The sequence below is a fragment of the Quadrisphaera sp. RL12-1S genome, from assembly GCF_014270065.1.
GTDB lineage: Bacteria > Actinomycetota > Actinomycetes > Actinomycetales > Quadrisphaeraceae > Quadrisphaera.
Genome location: NZ_JACNME010000001.1, coordinates 561012 through 578866 on the forward strand (window position 1 = coordinate 561012; position 17855 = coordinate 578866).

The window sequence follows — 17855 nt, forward strand, 5'->3', positions numbered from 1 at the left end:
CAGGGGCCAGCGGGACCCGGGTCGCGCGGCTGCGCCGGCCTCAGCTGGCGGTGAGCTTCCCCGCCACGGTGACCACGCGGCGGGCGAGGTGGTCGAGCGCGTCCAGCTCGGCCTGGCCCAGAGGAGCGTCGTTGTTCGCGCCGGTGACGTGGCTGACCCCGTACGGGTTGCCGTCGACGAACTTCAGCGGGTCGGTGTACCCGGGGGAGACGATGATGCCGCCGAAGTGGTGGATGGTGTTGTAGAGCGCCAGCAGCGTCGACTCCTGGCCGCCGTGGGCGGTCTGGCTGGCCGTGAAGCCGGCGTAGACCTTGTCCGCCAGCAGGCCCTGGCCCCACTGCGGGCCGAGGGAGTCGATGAAGGTCTTGAGCTGCCCGGCGATGTTGCCGTAGCGGGTGGGGGAGCCGAACAGCACGGCGTCGGCCCACACGACGTCGTCCGCGGTCACGGCCGGCACGTCCGCCGAGGCGGCGGCGCTGTCGGCCTGGGCCTGGCTGGCCTCGCGCTCCCCGGCGGTGGCCTGGCGCGCCACCTCGCGCAGGCGCACCTCGGCGCCGGCGGCCTCACCGGCCTCAGCCGCGCGCTGGGCCATGCCCCGCACGGTGCCCGTCGCCGAGTAGTAGACGATCGCGAGCTTGACGCTCACAGCGGTCCTCCTGGATCGGGTTCCGGTCGGCACTGCTCGCGGACCGGCTCCACCAGGCTCACACGTTGAACGTTCACCGACCAGCCGAGGCGATCACCACCCGCCGGCACCGGTGCCGGATGCCCCGGGACCCGTGACGCCGGACGGGCAGAACCCCTCGACCAGCACCCCCTCGGCCCGCTTCGGAGGACTTCTGCCCGTCCGGCGTCACACCCTCGGCCGGACTGCACCGGGTCAGTGCTCTCCCCGGTGCAGGACGCGCTCCGTGGTGCGCCCGTCGGCCAGCGTGGTGCGGACCGTCAGGGAGCTCGTCGGCCACGACGGCCACCAGGCCGTGAACCAGCCGTCGCCCAGGGTCGCCGCGACGCGGCGGCCGTCGGCGTCGGTGAGGACGACGCTCGTGACGTCAGCCCCCGCGCGGCCGAACGCCTGGGTGTAGGAGCCCTCAGCGGTCCGCAGCCCACCACCCCACACCACGGTGGTGCCGTCGCGGCGCGGCTCGGGGACGCTGTCTGCCGGTGCCCAGGCGCCCATCCCCGTCTCCTCGCCGAGGACGGGGTCGTGGAGCGACGGGTCGGCGGACAGGCAGGTGGCCACGCCTTCCTCCGTCACAGCGAGCGCCGAGAGGTAGCCGCCCCTGAGGTCCGCCAGCCCTGCCGTCCGAGGCCCTCCGAGGGGCTTCCCGTCCGGGTCGGTCATCAGGGCGAGGCAGTCGGCCTCGGCCGTGGCGGCCTGCTCCGCCGTCAGCGGTGTGGGCTCCGCGGTCCACGTGGCGAAGGCCTGCGGGGTGCCCTCGTCTGAGGCGACCTGCGCGGCGACGAGGCCAGCGGCCGTCACCGCCGCCGCGGCGCCCACGAGCACCCACCGGCGGCGCAGCCGGACCGAGCGCTGGCCGCTCGTCGTCGTCCTGCTCTCGGGGTCTGCGGGGGTGCGCGGGGTGGCGAGGACCCGCGCCAGCAGCGCCTCGGCGGCCGGGGAGGTGGGGTCGGGGGTGCGCCCCAGGGTGGGGTCGAGGCGGGTCAGGTCCAGCTCGGTCAGCGGGGCGTTCATCGGGGGCCTCCGTCGGCGGGAGCGGTCTTCGGGGTGGCGGGGTGGTCGAGGTGCACGCGCAGCCGGCGGCGGGCGCGGACCAGGCGCAGGCTCAGCGCGGTGCGGCTGATGCCGAGCACCTGCGCGGCCTCGACGGTGCTCAGCCCGTCGAGGGCGGTGAGGGTGAGCGCCTCCTGGTCGGACGGGCTGAGCAGGCACCAGGCGCGGGCCAGGTCCACCTGGGAGACCACGCGGTCGCTGCCGTCGGGGACGACGTCGGCGGGCAGCGCCGTGCCGACGCGCACGGCGAGGGCCTGGCGGCGCGCGTCGCCGCGGCGGGCGTTGAGCATGGTCCGCTGGGCCACGCCGAACAGCCACGCGCGGGCCCTGCCGTGGTCGGCCGGGACCTCCTCCAGGCGGCGCCACGCGACCACGAACACCTCCGCGACGACGTCCTCGGCGGCCAGCGGGTGCAGGCGCCGCTCGACGAACCTGACGAGGTCGGCGTAGGTCGCGCGGAACAGGGCCTGGTACCGGTCCTCGTCGGGCACCGGGCCTCCTGGCGGTGGGGGTGGTGGAGCCGCGGCGGGGGCGGTGGTCAGCGGGGTGCTCACACCCCCTACGTGTCCGGCGCACACGGTGCCGCTACACGTCGGTGGCCGGCCGGGTGATCTGCCAGCATGCGCGCATGTCCGTGATCGTCCGCGTGCTCGTCAACGCCGTCGCCCTGTGGGTGACCACCCTCGTGGTGCCCGGCATCGCGATCACCGCCCGCGAGGGCCACCTCCAGCAGGCGGTGACGTTCGTGGTGGTGGGTGCGGTGTTCGGCGTGGTCAACACGGTGGTGCGGCCGGTGGTGAAGCTGCTGTCGCTGCCGCTGTACGTGCTGACCCTCGGGCTGTTCTCGCTGGTGGTGAACGCCGCGATGCTGGAGCTGACGGCGTGGGTGTCGAGCTTCACGCCGCTGACCCTCGTCGTCGACCGGTTCTTCTGGTCGGCGGTGCTCGGCGCGGTCGTCGTGGGCGTGGTGTCGTGGCTGCTCGCGCTGCTCGTGCCGGAGCGGCGCCGGCACCGCGTCTGACCCCCGGGCCGGGTCACAGCACCAGGCGGTGCTCCTCCGTGGCGCCGACGACGGCGGACAGGGGCAGCGAGCTGTCGAAGCTGACCAGCCGGCCCCCGCGCGCGACGGCGAGGGCCAGCAGGTAGGCGTCCGTGACCTGCTTGGTGCCCAGGAGCTGACGCCGGTCGACGACGGCCGGGTCGAGCAGGCTGGCGTCGCAGGCCCAGAACTCGTGGTCGTCCTGCGCGCACCGGTCAGCCAGGAGGCCCGCGGCCTGCGCGAGCGGAACCGGCTGCGGGTACCGGGGCTGGCTGATGATGCGCAGGAAGCCGTTCTGCGTGATGGCGCAGGAGGCCCACTGCGGGCCGGCCTCCCGCTGCACCCAGGCGATCGCCCGGTCGTGGGCGCTGTGCTCGGAGTCGAGGAGCGCCAGCAGCACGTTGACGTCGAGGAGCGCGCGCCTCACACGCCTTCCTCTTCGCGCAGGTCGTCGATGAGCTCGTTCGTGACGACGCCGCCGCGGCGGGGCAGGGGCGTCCAGCCGTACACCGACTCCTGGGGCCCGGTCCGGCCCAGGTCACCGACGAGCGCCTGGCGGGCCAGCTCCGAGATGACCTCGCCGGTGGTCTTCCCGGTCTGCCGGGCCCGCTCCTTGGCGACGGCGAGCACGTCGTCGTCGATGGTGAGCGTCGTCCTCATCATCTGATGCTAGCGCATCACGCATCATGCATCAGATGATGAGGACGGACGCCGCAGCCCGTCAGGCCGGGGGCTCCAGGTCGGCCAGCAGGCCCGCAGCGACCTCGGAGAGCACCAGCTCGCCGGAGCCGGCGTCGTAGTCGAACAGCTCGCCGTAGCGGCCCCAGTCGATGGCGGTGTCGAGCTGGCGCTCGACGTCGTCGTCGGAGTAGCCGCGGCGCAGCAGGTCCCGGAAGAAGTCGTCGCGCAGGGCCCCCTCCCCGCTGTTCTCCAGGGCCTTGACGACGGCGCGCACCAGCGGGGCGCGCTCCAGCGCGAGGGCCCCGAAGAGCTCCTTGCGGCGCAGGATGTCGGCGGTGTGCCAGCTGCGGCCGGCGTCGGCGAGGAAGGCCTGCGCCCCCTCGACCTCGAGCAGGCCGAGCATGCGCGCGGCGTCGACCAGCGGCAGGAGGTCGTCGACGTCGAAGGAGAGCTGGTCGGCGAGGTCGGGCAGGTCGGCCTGGCCGCCGTGCGCGTCGACGATCTCCACCAGGCCCGCGAGCCCGCCCACGCTGGCCTGGGGCAGGGGGTGGGTGAGGGGGCCGGGCGCGGTGGCGCGCGTGGCGGCCGGGTGCTCGTCGCGGTCGGTGAGGATCGCGTAGAGCCTGTCCACGAGGGCTTCGAAGGTGGGGCTGCGGCGGTCGCGCGGGCGCGGCAGCGTCACCTCCACCTCCGCCTTGAGGTGCCCGGGGTTGGAGCCGAGGACGAGCACGCGGTCGGCGAGCACCACGGCCTCCTCGATGTTGTGCGTGACGATGCAGATGCAGGAGGTGGGCACGTCCGGGCGCGCCCACAGCGAGGCGACCTCCCCGCGCAGGTTCTCGCTGGTGAGCACGTCCAGGGCGGAGAACGGCTCGTCCATGAGCAGGACGTCGGGGCGCAGCACCAGCGCCCGCGCGAAGCCCACGCGCTGGCGCATGCCGCCGGACAGCTCGCGCGGGTAGGCCGACTCGAACCCGTCCAGGCCGATGGAGTCGATGGCCGCCAGCGCCCGCTCGCGCCGCTCGACCGGGCCGACGCCGGCGGCCCGCAGCCCCAGCTCGACGTTCTGCTGGACGGTGAGCCACGGCATGAGCGCGAAGCTCTGGAAGACCATCGCGGTGCCGGGGTTGGCGCCGGTGAGGCGCTCGCCCCGGTAGCGGACCTCGCCGCTCGTGGGGGAGATGAGCCCGGCCAGGGTGCGCAGCAGCGTGGACTTGCCGGAGCCGGACTTGCCGAGCAGGGCCACGATCTCGCCCTCGTGGAGGGTGAGGGAGACGTCGTCGAGCACCTGGAGGGTGCTGCCGTCCGCGGACGGGAAGGCGGTGGAGACGTGCTCCACGGTGATGAGCTCGGTGCGGGAGGTGCGGGCGCGGCCGGCGGAGCGGGGTGCCTGGAGGGTGTTCACGGGGATCACGTCCCTTCGTCAGGTGGGTCGGAGCAGGTCGGGGCAGGTCTGGTCAGGTCAGGGAGAAGCGCGACTCGGCGAGGGCGTAGAGGCGGCGCCAGAAGAGGCGGTTGAGGCCCACCACGAAGACGCTCATCACCGTGACGCCCACGAGGGTCTTGGCGAAGTCGCCGCTGGCCGTGGAGTCGGCGATGTAGGCGCCCAGCCCGGCGGCGTGCAGCGTGGTGCCGTGGTAGCTGACCACCTCCGAGACGATGGAGGCGTTCCAGGCGCCGCCGGCGGCGGTGATCCCGCCGGTGACCCAGGCGGCGAAGACCGCGGGTCCGTACAGCGAGCGCCACCGCGCCACGAGGCCCAGCCGCATGCTCGTGGCCGCCTCCCGCAGGTCGTGCGGGATGGCCGAGGCCCCCGCGATGACGTTGAAGAGCACGTACCACTGCGAGCCGAGGGCCATGAGGAGGATCCCGCCCCAGTCGAGGCTGACGCCCGTGCTGATGAGCGCGAGGGTCGCGAAGGGGAACAGGAAGTTGGCGGGGAAGCTGGCGAGCACCTGCACCACCGGCTGGGCGATGCGCGTGACCCGCGGGTCGAGCCCGATCCACACCCCGACCGGCACCCACACCGCGGTGCTGACCACGAGCAGCACGAGCACCCGCCCGAAGGTCAGCAGCCCCAGCCAGGCGGCCGTGCCGAACTCCCCCAGGCCGGTGTGCGCGCTGATGTAGCGCAGCACGGCCACCAGCCCCCAGGCCAGCAGCCCGAGGACGACGACGGCGAACGCGACGTCCCCGGCGCGGCGCCGCCCGGCGTGCACCTGCAGGCGGTGGTCGGCGAGGCCCAGCGGGCGGGTGGCACGGTCGAGCCCCTCCCCGAGGGGCCGCAGGAGCCGCGCGGTGGCGGCGGGGAGCACCGAGCGCCGCAGCAGCGACAGCACGGCGCTGGTCTGCACCTGCGCGGACGCGCTGTCACCGGTGCGGAACCGCTCCGCCCAGGCGGTGAGCGGCCGCCAGAACAGCGTGTTGACGCCCACCACCATGACCACCATGACGACGATCGCCAGCAGCAGCCTGTCGATCTGGCCGTTCGCGGAGGCGGCGGCCACGTAGGAGCCGATGCCGGGCAGCGCGTAGGTGTGGCCGTTGACGCTGATGACCTCCGAGGCCACGAGGAAGAACCACCCGCCGCCGAAGCTCATCATCCCGTTCCAGACCAGGGGGATGGTGCCGCCGGGCACGTCGAGCCGCCAGAAGCGCTGCCACCTGGTGAGGCGCAGCAGCCGGGCGGCCTCGTCGAGGTCGCGGGGCTGGGTGACCAGCGACTGGTAGAAGGCGAACGCCATGTTCCAGGCCTGGCTGGTGAAGATCGCGAAGATGCTGGCGCACTCCACGCCCAGCTCGGAGTGCGGGAACAGCGCCAGCCAGAAGGTGATGGTCACCGACAGCAGGGCCAGCACGGGCACCGACTGCAGCACGTCGAGCACCGGCAGCAGCACCTTCTCCACGCGGCGCGACCGGGCGGCCGCGGTGGCGTAGACGAAGGTGAACAGCGTGGAGGCCGCGAGCGCCGCGAACATGCGCAGCAGGGACCGGGCGGCGTCGTAGGGGAGGTCCGCCGGGTCGGTGGAGACCGCGGCGGGGGCGCTGGCCCGGTCGAAGGGGGCGCTGATGCCGTGGGACAGGTCCACGAGCAGCCAGAGGGTCACCGCCAGTCCGACGAGGACGACGGCGTCCGCGGCCAGGTGGCTGCGGGCGCGCAGCGGCGCGCCGGTCGGGGTGTAGGTGGCCAGGCGCACCGAGGACGGGCGCAGGGAGGACGGACGCGCAGTGGGCATGGCGGGGCTCCGCGGGCTGGGGCCGCTGTCCGCCGTGACAGCGCGGCCGAGCGGGGCTCGGCGGCCTGTCAGCGCGCGGTGGCGGCGTGGAGGTGGAGGGCGTGGTGACTGCTGCCGTCGGTACTCATCCGCGCCCCACCTCCTCGCGCCGGCGGCCGGGGCGGCGCTGGTCGGCGCTCCGGTCCTGGCGGGACGCTAGCAACACTCAAGCACTTGCGCAATCGTGCGAACCGGTGATGATGGGTCGGTGCTCCGCCCCGACGACGCCGACCGACGCGCCCCCGGCTCCACCGACGTCACCGACGAGCAGCTCGAGGCGGCTGCGGCCACCTTCGACCTGCTCTCCACCCCCAGCAGGCTCCACCTCGTGTGGCTGCTCAGCGCCGGCGAGAGCGATGTGACCAGCCTCGCGGAGCGCACGGGCTCCACGGTCCCGGCGGCCAGCCAGCACCTGGCCAAGCTGCGCGCCGCGGGCGTGGTCAGCGCCCGCCGCGACGGCCGCCGCCAGCTGTACCGCATCGACGACCCGCACGTGGTGGCCATGACCGAGGAGGCGTTCCGCCACATCGCCCCCGACGGCACCATCGCCGTGGGGGTCGACGAGCGCCGTCCTCCGCGACGGCCCCGCTTCAGCACCACCGCCGGCTGACCCGCCGGCCGGTCCCTCGGTGGGACCGCCGGGCGGCGGGGCGGCCCCCGCGCGTCACATCCGCTGGAGGCCGTGCCCGGTGATGACGGCGGTGCCCTCCAGGTCGGAGGCCTCCAGGTCGACCGTGGCGAGGAGGCCCCAGTCGTGGTCGCCCGCGGGGTCGTCGACCACCTGGCGCACGTGCCACAGCCGCGCCTCGCGGTCGTGGGTGACCTGCAGCAGCGAGGGGGCGCGCGAGGCCGCCGACACCCCGACGTCGTCGTGCTCGGCGTAGTAGTCGGCCACCGCCGCCTGCCAGGCGTCGAGGTCGAGCTCGGGGTCGAGCTGGGCGAGGTCCCACGCCCGGCGGCGCGCCAGGAGGTCCACCCGCTGCCACATCGCGTTGCGCACCTGCACGGTGAAGGCGCGGACGTTGGCGGTGATGCCCCGCAGGGCCGGCGGCGGGGGCGGCGCGCCGCCCTCCACGAGCGCCTCGGGGTGGGTGAGCGCCTCCCACTCGTCGAGCAGGCTCGAGTCCGTCTGGCGGACCACCTCGCCCAGCCACTCGATGACGTCGTCCAGCCCCTCGCCGCGCCGGTCCTCCGGGACGGTCTGGCGCAGCGCCCGGTAGGCGTCGGACAGGTAGCGCAGCACCGCGCCCTCGGAGCGGGAGAGGTTGTAGCGGCGGACCAGGTCCCCGAAGGTCATCGCCTGCTCGAGCATCTCGCGCACCACCGACTTGGGGGACAGCGCGTCCTCCGGCAGCCACGGCGCGCTCTGGCGGTACTGCTCGAAGGCCGCGCCGAGCAGCTCCTCCAGCGGCTTGGGCCAGGTGACCTCCTCGAGCAGCTCCATCCGCTCCTCGTACTCGATCCCCTCGGCCTTCATGGCCGCCACCGCCTCCCCGCGGGCGGCGAACTGCTGGGCCAGGAGGATCGGGCGCGGGTCGTCGAGGGTCGCCTCCACCACGCTGACGACGTCGAGGGCCGGGGTCGGCGAGGTGGGGTCGAGCACGTCGAGCGCGGCCACCGCGAAGGTCGACAGCGGCTGGTTCAGGGCGAAGTCGGCCTGCAGGTCCACCGTGAGGCGCAGCGTGCGGCCGTCCTCGTCCGGCTCCGGGAGCTTCTCGACCACGCCGGCGGCCAGCAGCTCGCGCACGATCGCCACCGCCCGCTTCACCAGGCGGACCTGGGCGCCGCGGTCGGAGTGGTTCTCGCGCAGCAGCCGGCGGAACGCCGGCACGGTCGGCGCGGGCCTGGCGATGGTGTTGAGCACCATGGCGTGCGTCACGCGCATCTGGCTGGTCAGCGGCTCCGGGGCCGCGGCGACCAGCCGTTCGAAGGTGGGCTGGGCCCAGCTGACCTCGCCCTCCGGCGGCTTCTTCTTGACCACCTTGCGGCGCTTCTTGGGGTCGTCACCGGCCTTGGCCAGCGCGCGCTCGTTCTCGATGAGGTGGTCGGGGGCCTGCACCACGCACGTGCCGGAGGTGTCGAACCCCGCCCGGCCGGCGCGCCCGGCGATCTGGTGGAACTCCCGCGCGCTCAGCAGGCGGGTGCGGCGCCCGTCGAACTTGGTGAGGGAGGTGACGAGCACCGAGCGGATCGGCACGTTGATGCCCACGCCGAGGGTGTCGGTGCCGCAGATGACGGGCAGCAGCCCCTCCTGCGCGAGGGTCTCCACGAGGCGGCGGTACTTGGGCAGCATCCCCGCGTGGTGCACGCCGACGCCGTGGCGCACCAGCTTGGACAGCACCTGCCCGAAGCCCGCGGTGAAGCGGAAGCCGCCGAGCGCCTCGCCGATCCGCTCCCGGGCGCCCTTGTCGGCGACGGTCACGGAGAGCAACGCCTGCGCCCTCTCCAGGGCGGCGGCCTGGGTGGGGTGGACCACGTAGACCGGCGCCTCACGGGCCTCCAGCAGCTCCTCGAGCGTCTCGTGCACGGGCGTCATGGCCCAGCGGTGGTGCAGTGGCACGGGGCGCTCGGCGCCGGCCACGAGGACGGCCTCGCGGCCGGTGCGGCGGCGCAGGTCCTCGGTGAAGCGCGAGGTGTCGCCGAGGGTCGCAGACATGAGGAGGAACTGCGCGCGGGTCAGCTCCAGCAGGGGCACCTGCCAGGCCCAGCCGCGGTCGCGGTCGGCGTAGTAGTGGAACTCGTCCATGACGACGAGTCCGACGTCCAGGTCCGCGCCCTCGCGCAGGGCGCGGTTGGCGAGCACCTCGGCGGTGCAGCACACCACCGGCGCCGAGGCGTTGACGGCGCCGTCCCCGGTGACCATGCCCACGTTCTGGGCTCCCAGCACCTCCACCAGCGCGAAGAACTTCTCGCTGACCAGCGCTTTGATGGGGGCGGTGTAGACCGAGCGGCGCCCGGAGGCCATGGCGGCGGCGTGGGCGCCGAGGGCCACCAACGACTTGCCGGACCCGGTGGGCGTGGCCAGCACCACGTGCGACCCGCTCACCACCTCGATGAGCGCCTCCTCCTGGGCGGGGTAGAGGGTCAGCCCGCGGCCGGTGGCCCACCCCTCGAAGGCCTCGAAGACGGCGTCCGGGTCTGCGGCCGCCTCACCGGTGGGCAGGCGGGAGGGCAGGTCGGGGCGTCGGTCCACCTCGAGGTCGGTCCCGCGGTCGGACGTGCGGGTGGGGTCTGGCACGCCCTCGAGCGTCCCACGCCCGCGCGACCGGCCTCCCGGGCGCACGAGGTCGGTGGTGGACGTCCGAGCGGGTGTCGGGCACGATCTCCTCTGCGCTCAGGTGGCGGTGGTCACCTACTGTGACCCCTGCTGACCGTCTGCTGGCGACTCCGCCCGGCTCCGGTCGACCGGCGAGGAGGATGGCCAGGTGGGGCTGGAGGCGTCGCACAGCGGCGGGACGGGGTGGCGCTCGGGCACCCGGTACCTGCCCGTGACGGCGTCCGTGCGCGAGGCCCGCCGCTTCGTGGAGGCCGAGCTGGCCGCCCACGGCCGGCCCGACCTCGCCGACGACGCCGGCCTGGTGCTCAGCGAGCTCGCCGCGAACGCCGTCCTGCACGCGCGCACGCCCTTCGAGGTGGTGGTCTCCGGGCAGGACCGCCACCGCGTGCGCGTGGACGTGCTGGACGGCAGCCCCTCCCTGCCCCTGCTCGCCGCCGCCCTGCAGACGTCCATGACCGGCCGCGGCATGGTGCTGGTCGCGGCCCTGGCGTCCCGGTGGGGCAGCGAGCGGCTGGAGGACGGCAAGACCGTCTGGTTCGAGGTGGGCGGTGACGACGAGCGCAGCCACCCCGACGACCCCAGCGCCGAGGACCTGCTCGCCATGTGGGCCGACCTCGACACCGCCGTGACCGTCGTCGTCCCGGACCTGCCGGTGCAGGCGCTGCTGGCCGCCAAGGAGCACCTGGACGACCTGGTGCGCGAGCTCCAGATCGTCATGCACGACCCGGCGGTCGTCGCGCGCGCCCAGCACGACGCCCCCGAGGAGGTGGTGCTGGCGCGCCGCCTCGACGCGGCCGTGCAGGCCTTCGAGCCGGCGCGGGTGCAAGTCCGCACGCAGGTGGTGCGCGCGGCCCGGGAGGGCGCGCAGACCGTCACCCTGGAGCTGGTGCTGGACCCGAGCGCCGGCCAGCACGCCCGCCGCTTCCTGGCGGCGGTCGAGGACGCGAACCGGCTGTCGCTCACCGGGGTGCTGCTGACCCGTGGCGACGAGCTGGGGCGCCACGCCGCCGTGCGGCGGCTCTACCTCGAAGAGGTCGTGCGCCAGCTCGGCTGAGCGCTCGGCCGCTGCCGCCGTCGTCGTCCTGGTCGTGGGAGCCCAGGACGACGACGGCGGGCGCCAGCCCGCTCAGCTGATGGTGGGCACCGCCGCGAGGGCCGTGCGCAGGTCCTCCTCGGACAGCCCCGAGTCGGTCATGGTGCCCCGGAGGTAGGACTCGTAGGCCGCGAGGTCGAGCAGGCCGTGGCCGCACAGCGCGGTGACGATGACCTTCTCCTCCCCGGTCTCCTTGCAGGCCAGCGCCTCCTGGATGGCGAGGGCGTGGGTCGGCTCGGGCGCCGGCACGATGCCCTCGGTGCGCGCGAACCGGACCGCGGCGTCGAAGCACGCGGTCTGGTCGACGCTGGTGGCCGTCATGAGGCCCAGCTCGTAGACGTGGCTGATGAGCGGTGCCATGCCGTGGTAGCGCAGGCCGCCGGCGTGGATGGGGTCGGGCACGAAGTCGTGGCCGAGGGTGTGCATCTTCATCAGCGGGGTGAGCCCGGCGGTGTCGCCGAAGTCGTACCGGTACTCCCCGCGCGTGAGGCTCGGCGCGGAGGCGGGCTCCACGGCGCGGATCTCGGGGCTGATGCGGCCGGCCATCTTCTCCCGCAGGAACGGGAAGCAGAGCCCGCCGAAGTTGGAGCCGCCTCCGGTGCAGCCGATGACCAGGTCGACGTCGGTCTCCCCGGCCTTGGCCAGCTGCAGCAGCGCCTCCTCGCCGATGACGGTCTGGTGCAGCAGCACGTGGTTGAGCACCGAGCCGAGGGCGTACTTGGTGTCCTCGCGCTGCGCGGCCACCTCCACCGCCTCGGAGATGGCGATGCCCAGGGAGCCCGTGTGGTCCGGGGGGAACGCGCGGCCGGCCTCGGTGAGGCGCGACGGCGAGCGGTGCACCGTGCCGCCGAAGGTCTCGATGAGGGTGCGGCGGTAGGGCTTGGCGTCGTAGGAGCCGCCCACCTGCCACACCTCGCACTCCAGGCCGAACAGCGAGCAGGCGAACGCCAGCGCGGTGCCCCACTGGCCCGCGCCGGTCTCCGTGGTCAGCTTCTTGACGCCGGCCTTGGCGTTGTAGAAGACCTGCGGGACGGCGGTGTTGGGCTTGTGCGAGCCGGCGGGGCTGACGCCCTCGTACTTGTAGTAGATGCGGGCCGGGGTGCCGAGCGCCTTCTCGAGGGCGTGCGCGCGGTACAGCGGCGAGGGGCGCCAGAGGCGGTAGACCTCCTGGACCTCCTCGGGGATGTCGATGTAGCGCTCGGTGCTGACCTCCTGCGCGATGAGGTCCATCGGGAAGAGGCCGGCCAGGTCCTCCGGGCCGATCGGCTGGTGCGTGCCCGGGTGCAGCGGCGGCGGGGGCGGCGCCGGAAGGTCGGGCACGATGTTGTACCAGCGGGTCGGCATCTCGGACTCGTCCAGCAGGAACTTGTGCTGCTTCACCGGTGAAGAGGCCATGGTCGGGGAGCGTAGTGAGCAGCACCCCGCCCACTCCTGGCAGGATCAGGGGCCGTGTCCAAGGTCCTGACCTCCCTGCCCGTCGGCGAGCGCGTCGGCATCGCCTTCTCCGGAGGTCTCGACACCTCCGTGGCGGTCGCCTGGATGCGCGACAAGGGCGCCGTGCCCTGCACGTACACCGCGAACATCGGCCAGTACGACGAGCCGGACATCGACGCGGTGCCCGGCCGCGCCGGGGCCTACGGCGCCGAGCTGGCCCGCCTCGTCGACTGCCGCGAGGCGCTGGTGGAGGAGGGCCTGGCCGCGCTGACGTGCGGCGCCTTCCACATCCGGTCCGCCGGTCGGGCGTACTTCAACACCACCCCGCTGGGCCGCGCGGTGACCGGCACCAAGCTCGTCCGGGCGATGCTCGAGGACGACGTGCAGATCTGGGGAGACGGCTCCACCTACAAGGGCAACGACATCGAGCGGTTCTACCGCTACGGCCTCATGGCCAACCCTGCGCTGCGGATCTACAAGCCGTGGCTGGACGCGCAGTTCGTCGCCGAGCTGGGCGGGCGCAAGGAGATGTCGGAGTGGCTGGTCGCCCACGACCTGCCCTACCGCGACTCGACGGAGAAGGCGTACTCCACCGACGCCAACATCTGGGGCGCCACCCACGAGGCGAAGTCCCTGGAGCAGCTCGACACCGGCATCGAGATCGTGCAGCCGATCATGGGCGTGCGGTTCTGGGACCCCGAGGTCGAGATCGCCGCCGAGGACGTGGTGGTCGGCTTCGAGCAGGGCCGCCCGGTCTCCCTCAACGGCCAGACCTTCGCCTCCCCGGTCGACCTGGTGCTGGAGGCGAACGCCATCGGCGGCCGCCACGGGCTGGGCATGTCCGACCAGATCGAGAACCGCATCATCGAGGCCAAGAGCCGCGGCATCTACGAGGCGCCCGGGATGGCGCTGCTCTTCGCCGCCTACGAGCGCCTCGTCAACGCGGTGCACAACGAGGACACCATCGCGACCTACCACGCAGAGGGCCGCCGCCTGGGGCGCCTCATGTACGAGGGCCGCTGGCTCGACCCGCAGGCGCTCATGCTGCGCGAGTCGCTGCAGCGCTGGGTCGGCACGGCCGTGACCGGCGAGGTCACCCTGCGCCTGCGCCGCGGCGAGGACTACTCGCTGCTCGACACCACGGGCCCGAACCTCAGCTACCACCCGGACAAGCTGTCGATGGAGCGCACGCAGGACGCCGCGTTCGGCCCGGTGGACCGCATCGGCCAGCTGACCATGCGCAATCTCGACATCGCCGACTCCCGCGCCAAGCTGGAGCAGTACGCCGCGCTGGGCCTGGTGGGCCCGGACGCTCCGGGCGTCGGCCTGGTGGGCGGCCTGGAGGCCGCGGCGCTGGAGCCGGGCGGCGCGGAGGAGATCGCCTCCAGCGGTCAGCCCTCCCCCGACGACCGCCCGCTGGACCGCGCGGCCATGGAGTCCGGCACCGACTGACCCCCCACCCCGTCCGTGATCATGGACTTCCGAAGCACTTTTCGGCCGTGATCATGGGCTTCCCGAGCACCCCTGCTCGGGAAGCCCATGATCACGGTGGCGGACGGGAGGCGGCGGCGAAGCGGGACGCCCAGGCGGCCAGGTGCTCGCGCAGGGCGGCCGGCTCGACGTCGCTGACCTCGCAGCGCGCGCGGGCGAGGGCGAAGGCGGCCCAGTCGAGGTCCTCGGCGCTCATGCGCAGGGTGGAGGTCGCCGAGTCACGTTCCTCCACGTGCGCCCAGCCGCCGAGCCGGGCGCGGGCCACGTCGGCGCGCAGGTGCAGGACGGCGGTGACCTCGTGGAGACGGGGCGCCGCGGCGACGCTGCGCTCGACGACGGCGACCGCGTCCGGTCCGGGCAGCTCGCGCGGGCGGAACCGCCCGCCCTCGGGATGGGCGGCGGTGGCCCGGTCGACGCGCAGCGTGCGCCAGTCGCCGCGGCCCAGGTCCCACGCGAGCAGGTACCAGCGCCGCCCCAGCCGGACCAGCGCGTGCGGCTTCACGCGCCGCCGCGTCTGCGCGCCGTCGGCGGCGGTGTAGTCCAGCTGCAGCCGCTCCGCGTCACGGCACGCCTGCGCGAGCACCAGCAGCACGGCGGGGTCCGGCCCGCCGGTGGCGCCCCACGGGCCGCCGGCGGTCACGGCGCGCAGCGCCTCGACCCTGCGCCGCAGCCGCGGCGGCATCACCTGCACCACCTTCGTCAGGGCGCGCAGCGCCGGCTGGGCGCTGGCGTCGTCGTCGCCGGTGGCCGTGGCGGCACCCTGCAGCGCCAGCGCGAGGGCGACGGCCTCCTCGTCGTCGAGGGCCAGCGGCGGCAGCGACGCACCCGCGGCGAGCCGGTACCCGCCGTCCGGGCCGGACACCGCGTCGACCGGGTAGCCGAGCTCGCGCAGCCGCTCGACGTCGCGCCGCAGCGTGCGCGCCGAGACGCCGAGGCGCCCCGCCAGCTCGCCGCCGGGCCAGTGGGCGCGGGCCTGCATCAGCGACAGCAGCCGGAGCGTGCGCGAGGAGGTGTTGGCCACGTCGCCCACTGTGTCGCAGATCGCGGTCAGGAAGTGGCCGCGACCGCTCTAGCGTGGACTCCACCAGGGCGCGGAGACCCACGCCCGCCGTCCGCAGGAGGCACCCGTGTTCGCTCCCGGCACCCACACCGAGGCCGAGGTCTTCGCCGGCTTCATCGCGCTGCAGCTCGAGGGCGTGCGCACCGCCGCCTTCGGCCTCACCGACGAGCAGGCGCGCGAGCGGCCATGCCGCAGCGAGCTGTCGGTCGGCGGGCTGGTCAAGCACGTGACGTGGGTGATGCGCCAGCGCGGGCAGGACCGCGTGATGGACGAGGCCGGCTACGCGGCCTTCACGGACAGCTTCACCCTCCGGGAGGACGAGACGCTCGGGGGAGCTCTCGCCGCGTTCGACCAGACCCGCGAGGCCTACCTCGCCGACGTGCGCGCCACCGACCCCGGCGCCCCCATGACCGAGCCCGCTGCCCCGTGGGACGGCCGCGACGAGCCGACGCCGTCGGTGCAGCGGTACGCCCTCGCGCACGCCATCGAGGAGTTCGCCCGCCACGCCGGGCACGCGGACGTCCTGCGCGAGCAGCTGGACGGCGCGACCGCCGCGCCGCTGGTCATGGCCGTGGCCGGCGACCCGGGCAACGACTTCGTGCGCCCCTGGTCGCCGGGGACCCCCACCCTCGCCTGACCACCCCTCCCCGTGATCATGGGCGGTCGGCCACCCGGAAGTGGCCGATCGACCATGATCACGGCCCGGACCCGGGGGGTCAGTCCCCGGCGTCGCGGGCGCCGGCCCACAGGTCGACGCCGGACTCCACCGCGTGCTCGTCGATGGCGGCGAGCTCGTCGGCGGTGAACTCGACCTTGGCCGCGGCGGCCACGTTGTCCTCCACCTGCTTGACGCTGGAGGCGCCGAACAGCGCCGTGGTGATGCGCCGGTCGCGCAGCACCCACGAGAGCGCCATCTGCGCCAGCGTCTGCCCGCGGCCGGAGGCGATCTCGTTGAGCGCCCGCACGCGGGCGAGGTTCTCGTCGCTGAGCATGTCCATGCCGAGGGAGGAGCCGCGCGAGGCGCGCGAGCCCTCCGGCACCCCGCCGAGGTACTTGTCGGTGAGCAGCCCCTGCGCGAGCACGGTGAAGGGGATGCAGCCGACGCCCTCGCGCTCCAGCACGTCGAGCAGCTCGGACTCCACCCAGCGGTTGAGCATCGAGTACGAGGGCTGGTGGATGAGCAGCGGCGTGCCCAGCTCCCGCAGGATCTGCGCGGCCTGCGCGGTGCGCTCCGGCCCGTAGCTGGAGATGCCCACGTAGAGGGCCTTGCCGGCGCGGACGGCGTCCGCGAGCGCCGTCATGGTCTCCTCCAGCGGCGTCTGGGGGTCGGGCCGGTGGTGGTAGTAGATGTCGACGTAGTCCAGGCCCATGCGCTCCAGGGAGGCGTCGAGGCTGGCGCGCAGGTACTTGCGGGAGCCGTGGTCGCCGTAGGGGCCGGGCCACATGTCCCAGCCGGCCTTGGTGGAGATGACCAGCTCGTCGCGGTAGGGGCGCAGGTCGGACCGCATGAGCTCGCCGAAGTTCTTCTCGGCGGAGCCGTAGGGCGGCCCGTAGTTGTTGGCGAGGTCCATGTGGGTCACGCCGAGGTCGAAGGCGCGGCGCACGATGGCGCGCTGGCCCTCCAGCGACCTGTCGTCACCGAAGTTGTGCCAGAACCCCAGGCTGACCAGGGGGAGGTCGAGTCCGCTGCGCCCGCAGCGGCGGTAGGTCATCGTCTCGTAACGGTCATCAGCGGCGATGTACGTCATGCGTTGCATCGTTGCAGGCCCGGTCGGGGTGCCGTCTGCTGGGACGGGGGGCCAGACTGCGCCCGTGCTCATCGGTGCGCGCACGCCCAGCCCCTGGCACGGCCACGCCCTGAGCGGCCTGTCCTGGGGAGACGTCGACGACGACGGGAGCGGCGGCGCCCTCGTGGTGGCGGTGCACGGCATCACCGCCAACGCCGCCGCGTGGACGGCGGTCGCGCCGCGGCTCCTGGCGGACCCGGCCACCGCCGTCGTGTCCGCCGTCGTGGCCCCCGAGCTGCGCGGCCGCGGCGCGAGCCGCGACCTGCCCGGCCCGTGGGGCCTCGCTCGGCACGCCGACGACGTGGCCGCTGAGGTGACCGCCCTCCTGGACGCCGCGCCGGGCCGGCGCGCGGCGCTGGTGGGGCACTCGATGGGCGCGTTCACCCTGGCCGCGCTCGCCGCCCGCCACCCGGAGCTGGTGGCCCGGCTGGCCGGCGTGGTCCTCGTGGACGGCGGGCTGCCGCTGGAGGCGCCGCCCGGCACGGCGCCGGCCGAGGCCGCGGCGGCCGCGCTCGGCCCGGCGCTGGCGCGGCTGCGGCGCACCTTCGCCGACCCGGCCGAGCACCGCGCGCTGTGGGGCGGTCACCCGGCGCTGCAGGGGCTGCGGGCTGACGTGGTGGACGCCTACGCCGCGCGCGACCTCGCCCGGGCGGACGGGGACGACGACGACAGCGGCGGCTGGCGGGTGCCCGTGGTGGGCGACGCGGTGGCGCAGGACATGGCGGACCTGTACGACCCCGCGGTCGTCGCGCCCGGCCTCGAGCGCCTCGCCGCTGCCGGGTCGGCGCTGCTCACCTGCCCGCGCGGCCTCGACGACGGCGCGCCCCTGTACGCCCCCGACCTGGTGGCCCGCTGGCGCTCGGCGCTCCCGGGGCTGGCGGTGAGGGAGGTCCCCGACACCAACCACTACTCGGTGCTCTTCGCCGACGCGGCCGCCGACACCGTCGCCGCGGCCGTCCTGTCCACCCTCACCGCCCGCTGAC

Annotated in this window: 17 protein-coding genes; 6 read left to right on the plus strand and 11 right to left on the minus strand. The window is 74.4% G+C overall.

Translation table 11 applies throughout. The features are described 5' to 3' along the window. Nucleotides 1-40: 40 nt before the first annotated feature. The 3 genes from H7K62_RS02635 to H7K62_RS02645 form a co-directional block, all read right to left on the minus strand. Nucleotides 41-592, minus strand: a complete 552-nt coding sequence (locus H7K62_RS02635) for a flavodoxin family protein (RefSeq protein ID WP_186716545.1) — start codon at nucleotides 590-592, stop codon at nucleotides 41-43. Nucleotides 593-880: 288 nt separating this feature from the next. Then, nucleotides 881-1696: a hypothetical protein gene (locus H7K62_RS02640; protein WP_186715989.1), complete on the minus strand. Its 816-nt coding sequence runs from the start codon at nucleotides 1694-1696 to the stop codon at nucleotides 881-883. Further along, a complete protein-coding gene (locus H7K62_RS02645; RefSeq protein ID WP_222436906.1) occupies nucleotides 1693-2289 on the minus strand; it encodes an RNA polymerase sigma factor in 597 nt (198 codons plus the stop codon). The genes H7K62_RS02640 and H7K62_RS02645 overlap by 4 nt, the downstream gene beginning before the upstream one ends. Before the next feature lie 74 nt (nucleotides 2290-2363). On the opposite strand from H7K62_RS02645, the gene H7K62_RS02650 reads away from it, so the two are divergent. Further along, nucleotides 2364-2756 (plus strand): phage holin family protein, encoded by a 393-nt coding sequence (locus tag H7K62_RS02650; protein ID WP_186715990.1) that lies wholly within the window; start codon nucleotides 2364-2366, stop codon nucleotides 2754-2756. 13 nt (nucleotides 2757-2769) lie between these two features. On the opposite strand, the gene H7K62_RS02655 is transcribed toward H7K62_RS02650, so the two are convergent. The 4 genes from H7K62_RS02655 to H7K62_RS02670 form a co-directional block, all read right to left on the minus strand. Next, nucleotides 2770-3201, minus strand: coding sequence for a TA system VapC family ribonuclease toxin (locus H7K62_RS02655; RefSeq protein ID WP_186715993.1), 432 nt, complete (start codon nucleotides 3199-3201; stop codon nucleotides 2770-2772). Further along, the gene (locus H7K62_RS02660; RefSeq protein ID WP_186715994.1) at nucleotides 3198-3434 is read right to left on the minus strand and encodes a ribbon-helix-helix domain-containing protein; all 237 of its coding nucleotides are present in this window, start codon (nucleotides 3432-3434) and stop codon (nucleotides 3198-3200) included. Before H7K62_RS02660 ends, H7K62_RS02655 begins: the two co-directional genes overlap by 4 nt. Nucleotides 3435-3495: 61 nt before the next feature. Further along, a complete protein-coding gene (locus H7K62_RS23450) occupies nucleotides 3496-4860 on the minus strand; it encodes an ABC transporter ATP-binding protein (protein ID WP_186715996.1) in 1365 nt (454 codons plus the stop codon). 52 nt (nucleotides 4861-4912) lie between these two features. Beyond that, a complete protein-coding gene (locus tag H7K62_RS02670; RefSeq protein ID WP_186715998.1) occupies nucleotides 4913-6691 on the minus strand; it encodes an ABC transporter permease in 1779 nt (592 codons plus the stop codon). A 247-nt stretch (nucleotides 6692-6938) separates the two neighbouring features. Here H7K62_RS02670 and H7K62_RS02675 point away from each other — a divergent pair, with 247 nt between their 5' ends. After that, a complete protein-coding gene (locus tag H7K62_RS02675; protein WP_186715999.1) occupies nucleotides 6939-7340 on the plus strand; it encodes an ArsR/SmtB family transcription factor in 402 nt (133 codons plus the stop codon). Nucleotides 7341-7394: 54 nt separating this feature from the next. On the opposite strand, the gene H7K62_RS02680 is transcribed toward H7K62_RS02675, so the two are convergent. After that, nucleotides 7395-9893, minus strand: a complete 2499-nt coding sequence (locus H7K62_RS02680; protein ID WP_370591597.1) for a DEAD/DEAH box helicase — start codon at nucleotides 9891-9893, stop codon at nucleotides 7395-7397. A 262-nt stretch (nucleotides 9894-10155) separates the two neighbouring features. Between H7K62_RS02680 and H7K62_RS02685 the strand changes: the two genes are divergently transcribed. Beyond that, nucleotides 10156-11061 carry an ATP-binding protein gene (locus H7K62_RS02685; protein WP_186716001.1) on the plus strand — a complete coding sequence of 302 codons (906 nt, stop codon included), beginning with the start codon at nucleotides 10156-10158 and terminating at the stop codon, nucleotides 11059-11061. Between the two features lie 72 nt (nucleotides 11062-11133). Here the strand turns inward: H7K62_RS02685 and H7K62_RS02690 are convergent, their stop codons facing one another. Further along, nucleotides 11134-12495, minus strand: coding sequence for a TrpB-like pyridoxal phosphate-dependent enzyme (locus H7K62_RS02690; RefSeq protein ID WP_186716002.1), 1362 nt, complete (start codon nucleotides 12493-12495; stop codon nucleotides 11134-11136). 54 nt (nucleotides 12496-12549) lie between these two features. On the opposite strand from H7K62_RS02690, the gene argG reads away from it, so the two are divergent. Next, a complete protein-coding gene (gene argG, locus H7K62_RS02695) occupies nucleotides 12550-13986 on the plus strand; it encodes an argininosuccinate synthase (RefSeq protein ID WP_186716005.1) in 1437 nt (478 codons plus the stop codon). A 91-nt stretch (nucleotides 13987-14077) separates the two neighbouring features. Here the strand turns inward: argG and H7K62_RS02700 are convergent, their stop codons facing one another. Then, a complete protein-coding gene (locus H7K62_RS02700) occupies nucleotides 14078-15046 on the minus strand; it encodes a helix-turn-helix transcriptional regulator (RefSeq protein ID WP_186716014.1) in 969 nt (322 codons plus the stop codon). A 106-nt stretch (nucleotides 15047-15152) separates the two neighbouring features. Here H7K62_RS02700 and H7K62_RS02705 point away from each other — a divergent pair, with 106 nt between their 5' ends. Then, nucleotides 15153-15722: a mycothiol transferase gene (locus H7K62_RS02705; protein ID WP_186716016.1), complete on the plus strand. Its 570-nt coding sequence runs from the start codon at nucleotides 15153-15155 to the stop codon at nucleotides 15720-15722. Between the two features lie 79 nt (nucleotides 15723-15801). Here H7K62_RS02705 and mgrA read toward each other — a convergent pair whose 3' ends face one another. After that, complete coding sequence (gene mgrA / locus H7K62_RS02710; RefSeq protein ID WP_186716018.1) at nucleotides 15802-16833, minus strand: L-glyceraldehyde 3-phosphate reductase; 1032 nt, start codon at nucleotides 16831-16833, stop codon at nucleotides 15802-15804. 64 nt (nucleotides 16834-16897) lie between these two features. Here mgrA and H7K62_RS02715 point away from each other — a divergent pair, with 64 nt between their 5' ends. Further along, complete coding sequence (locus H7K62_RS02715) at nucleotides 16898-17854, plus strand: alpha/beta fold hydrolase (RefSeq protein ID WP_186716020.1); 957 nt, start codon at nucleotides 16898-16900, stop codon at nucleotides 17852-17854. The last annotated feature ends 1 nt before the right edge of the window (nucleotide 17855 follow it).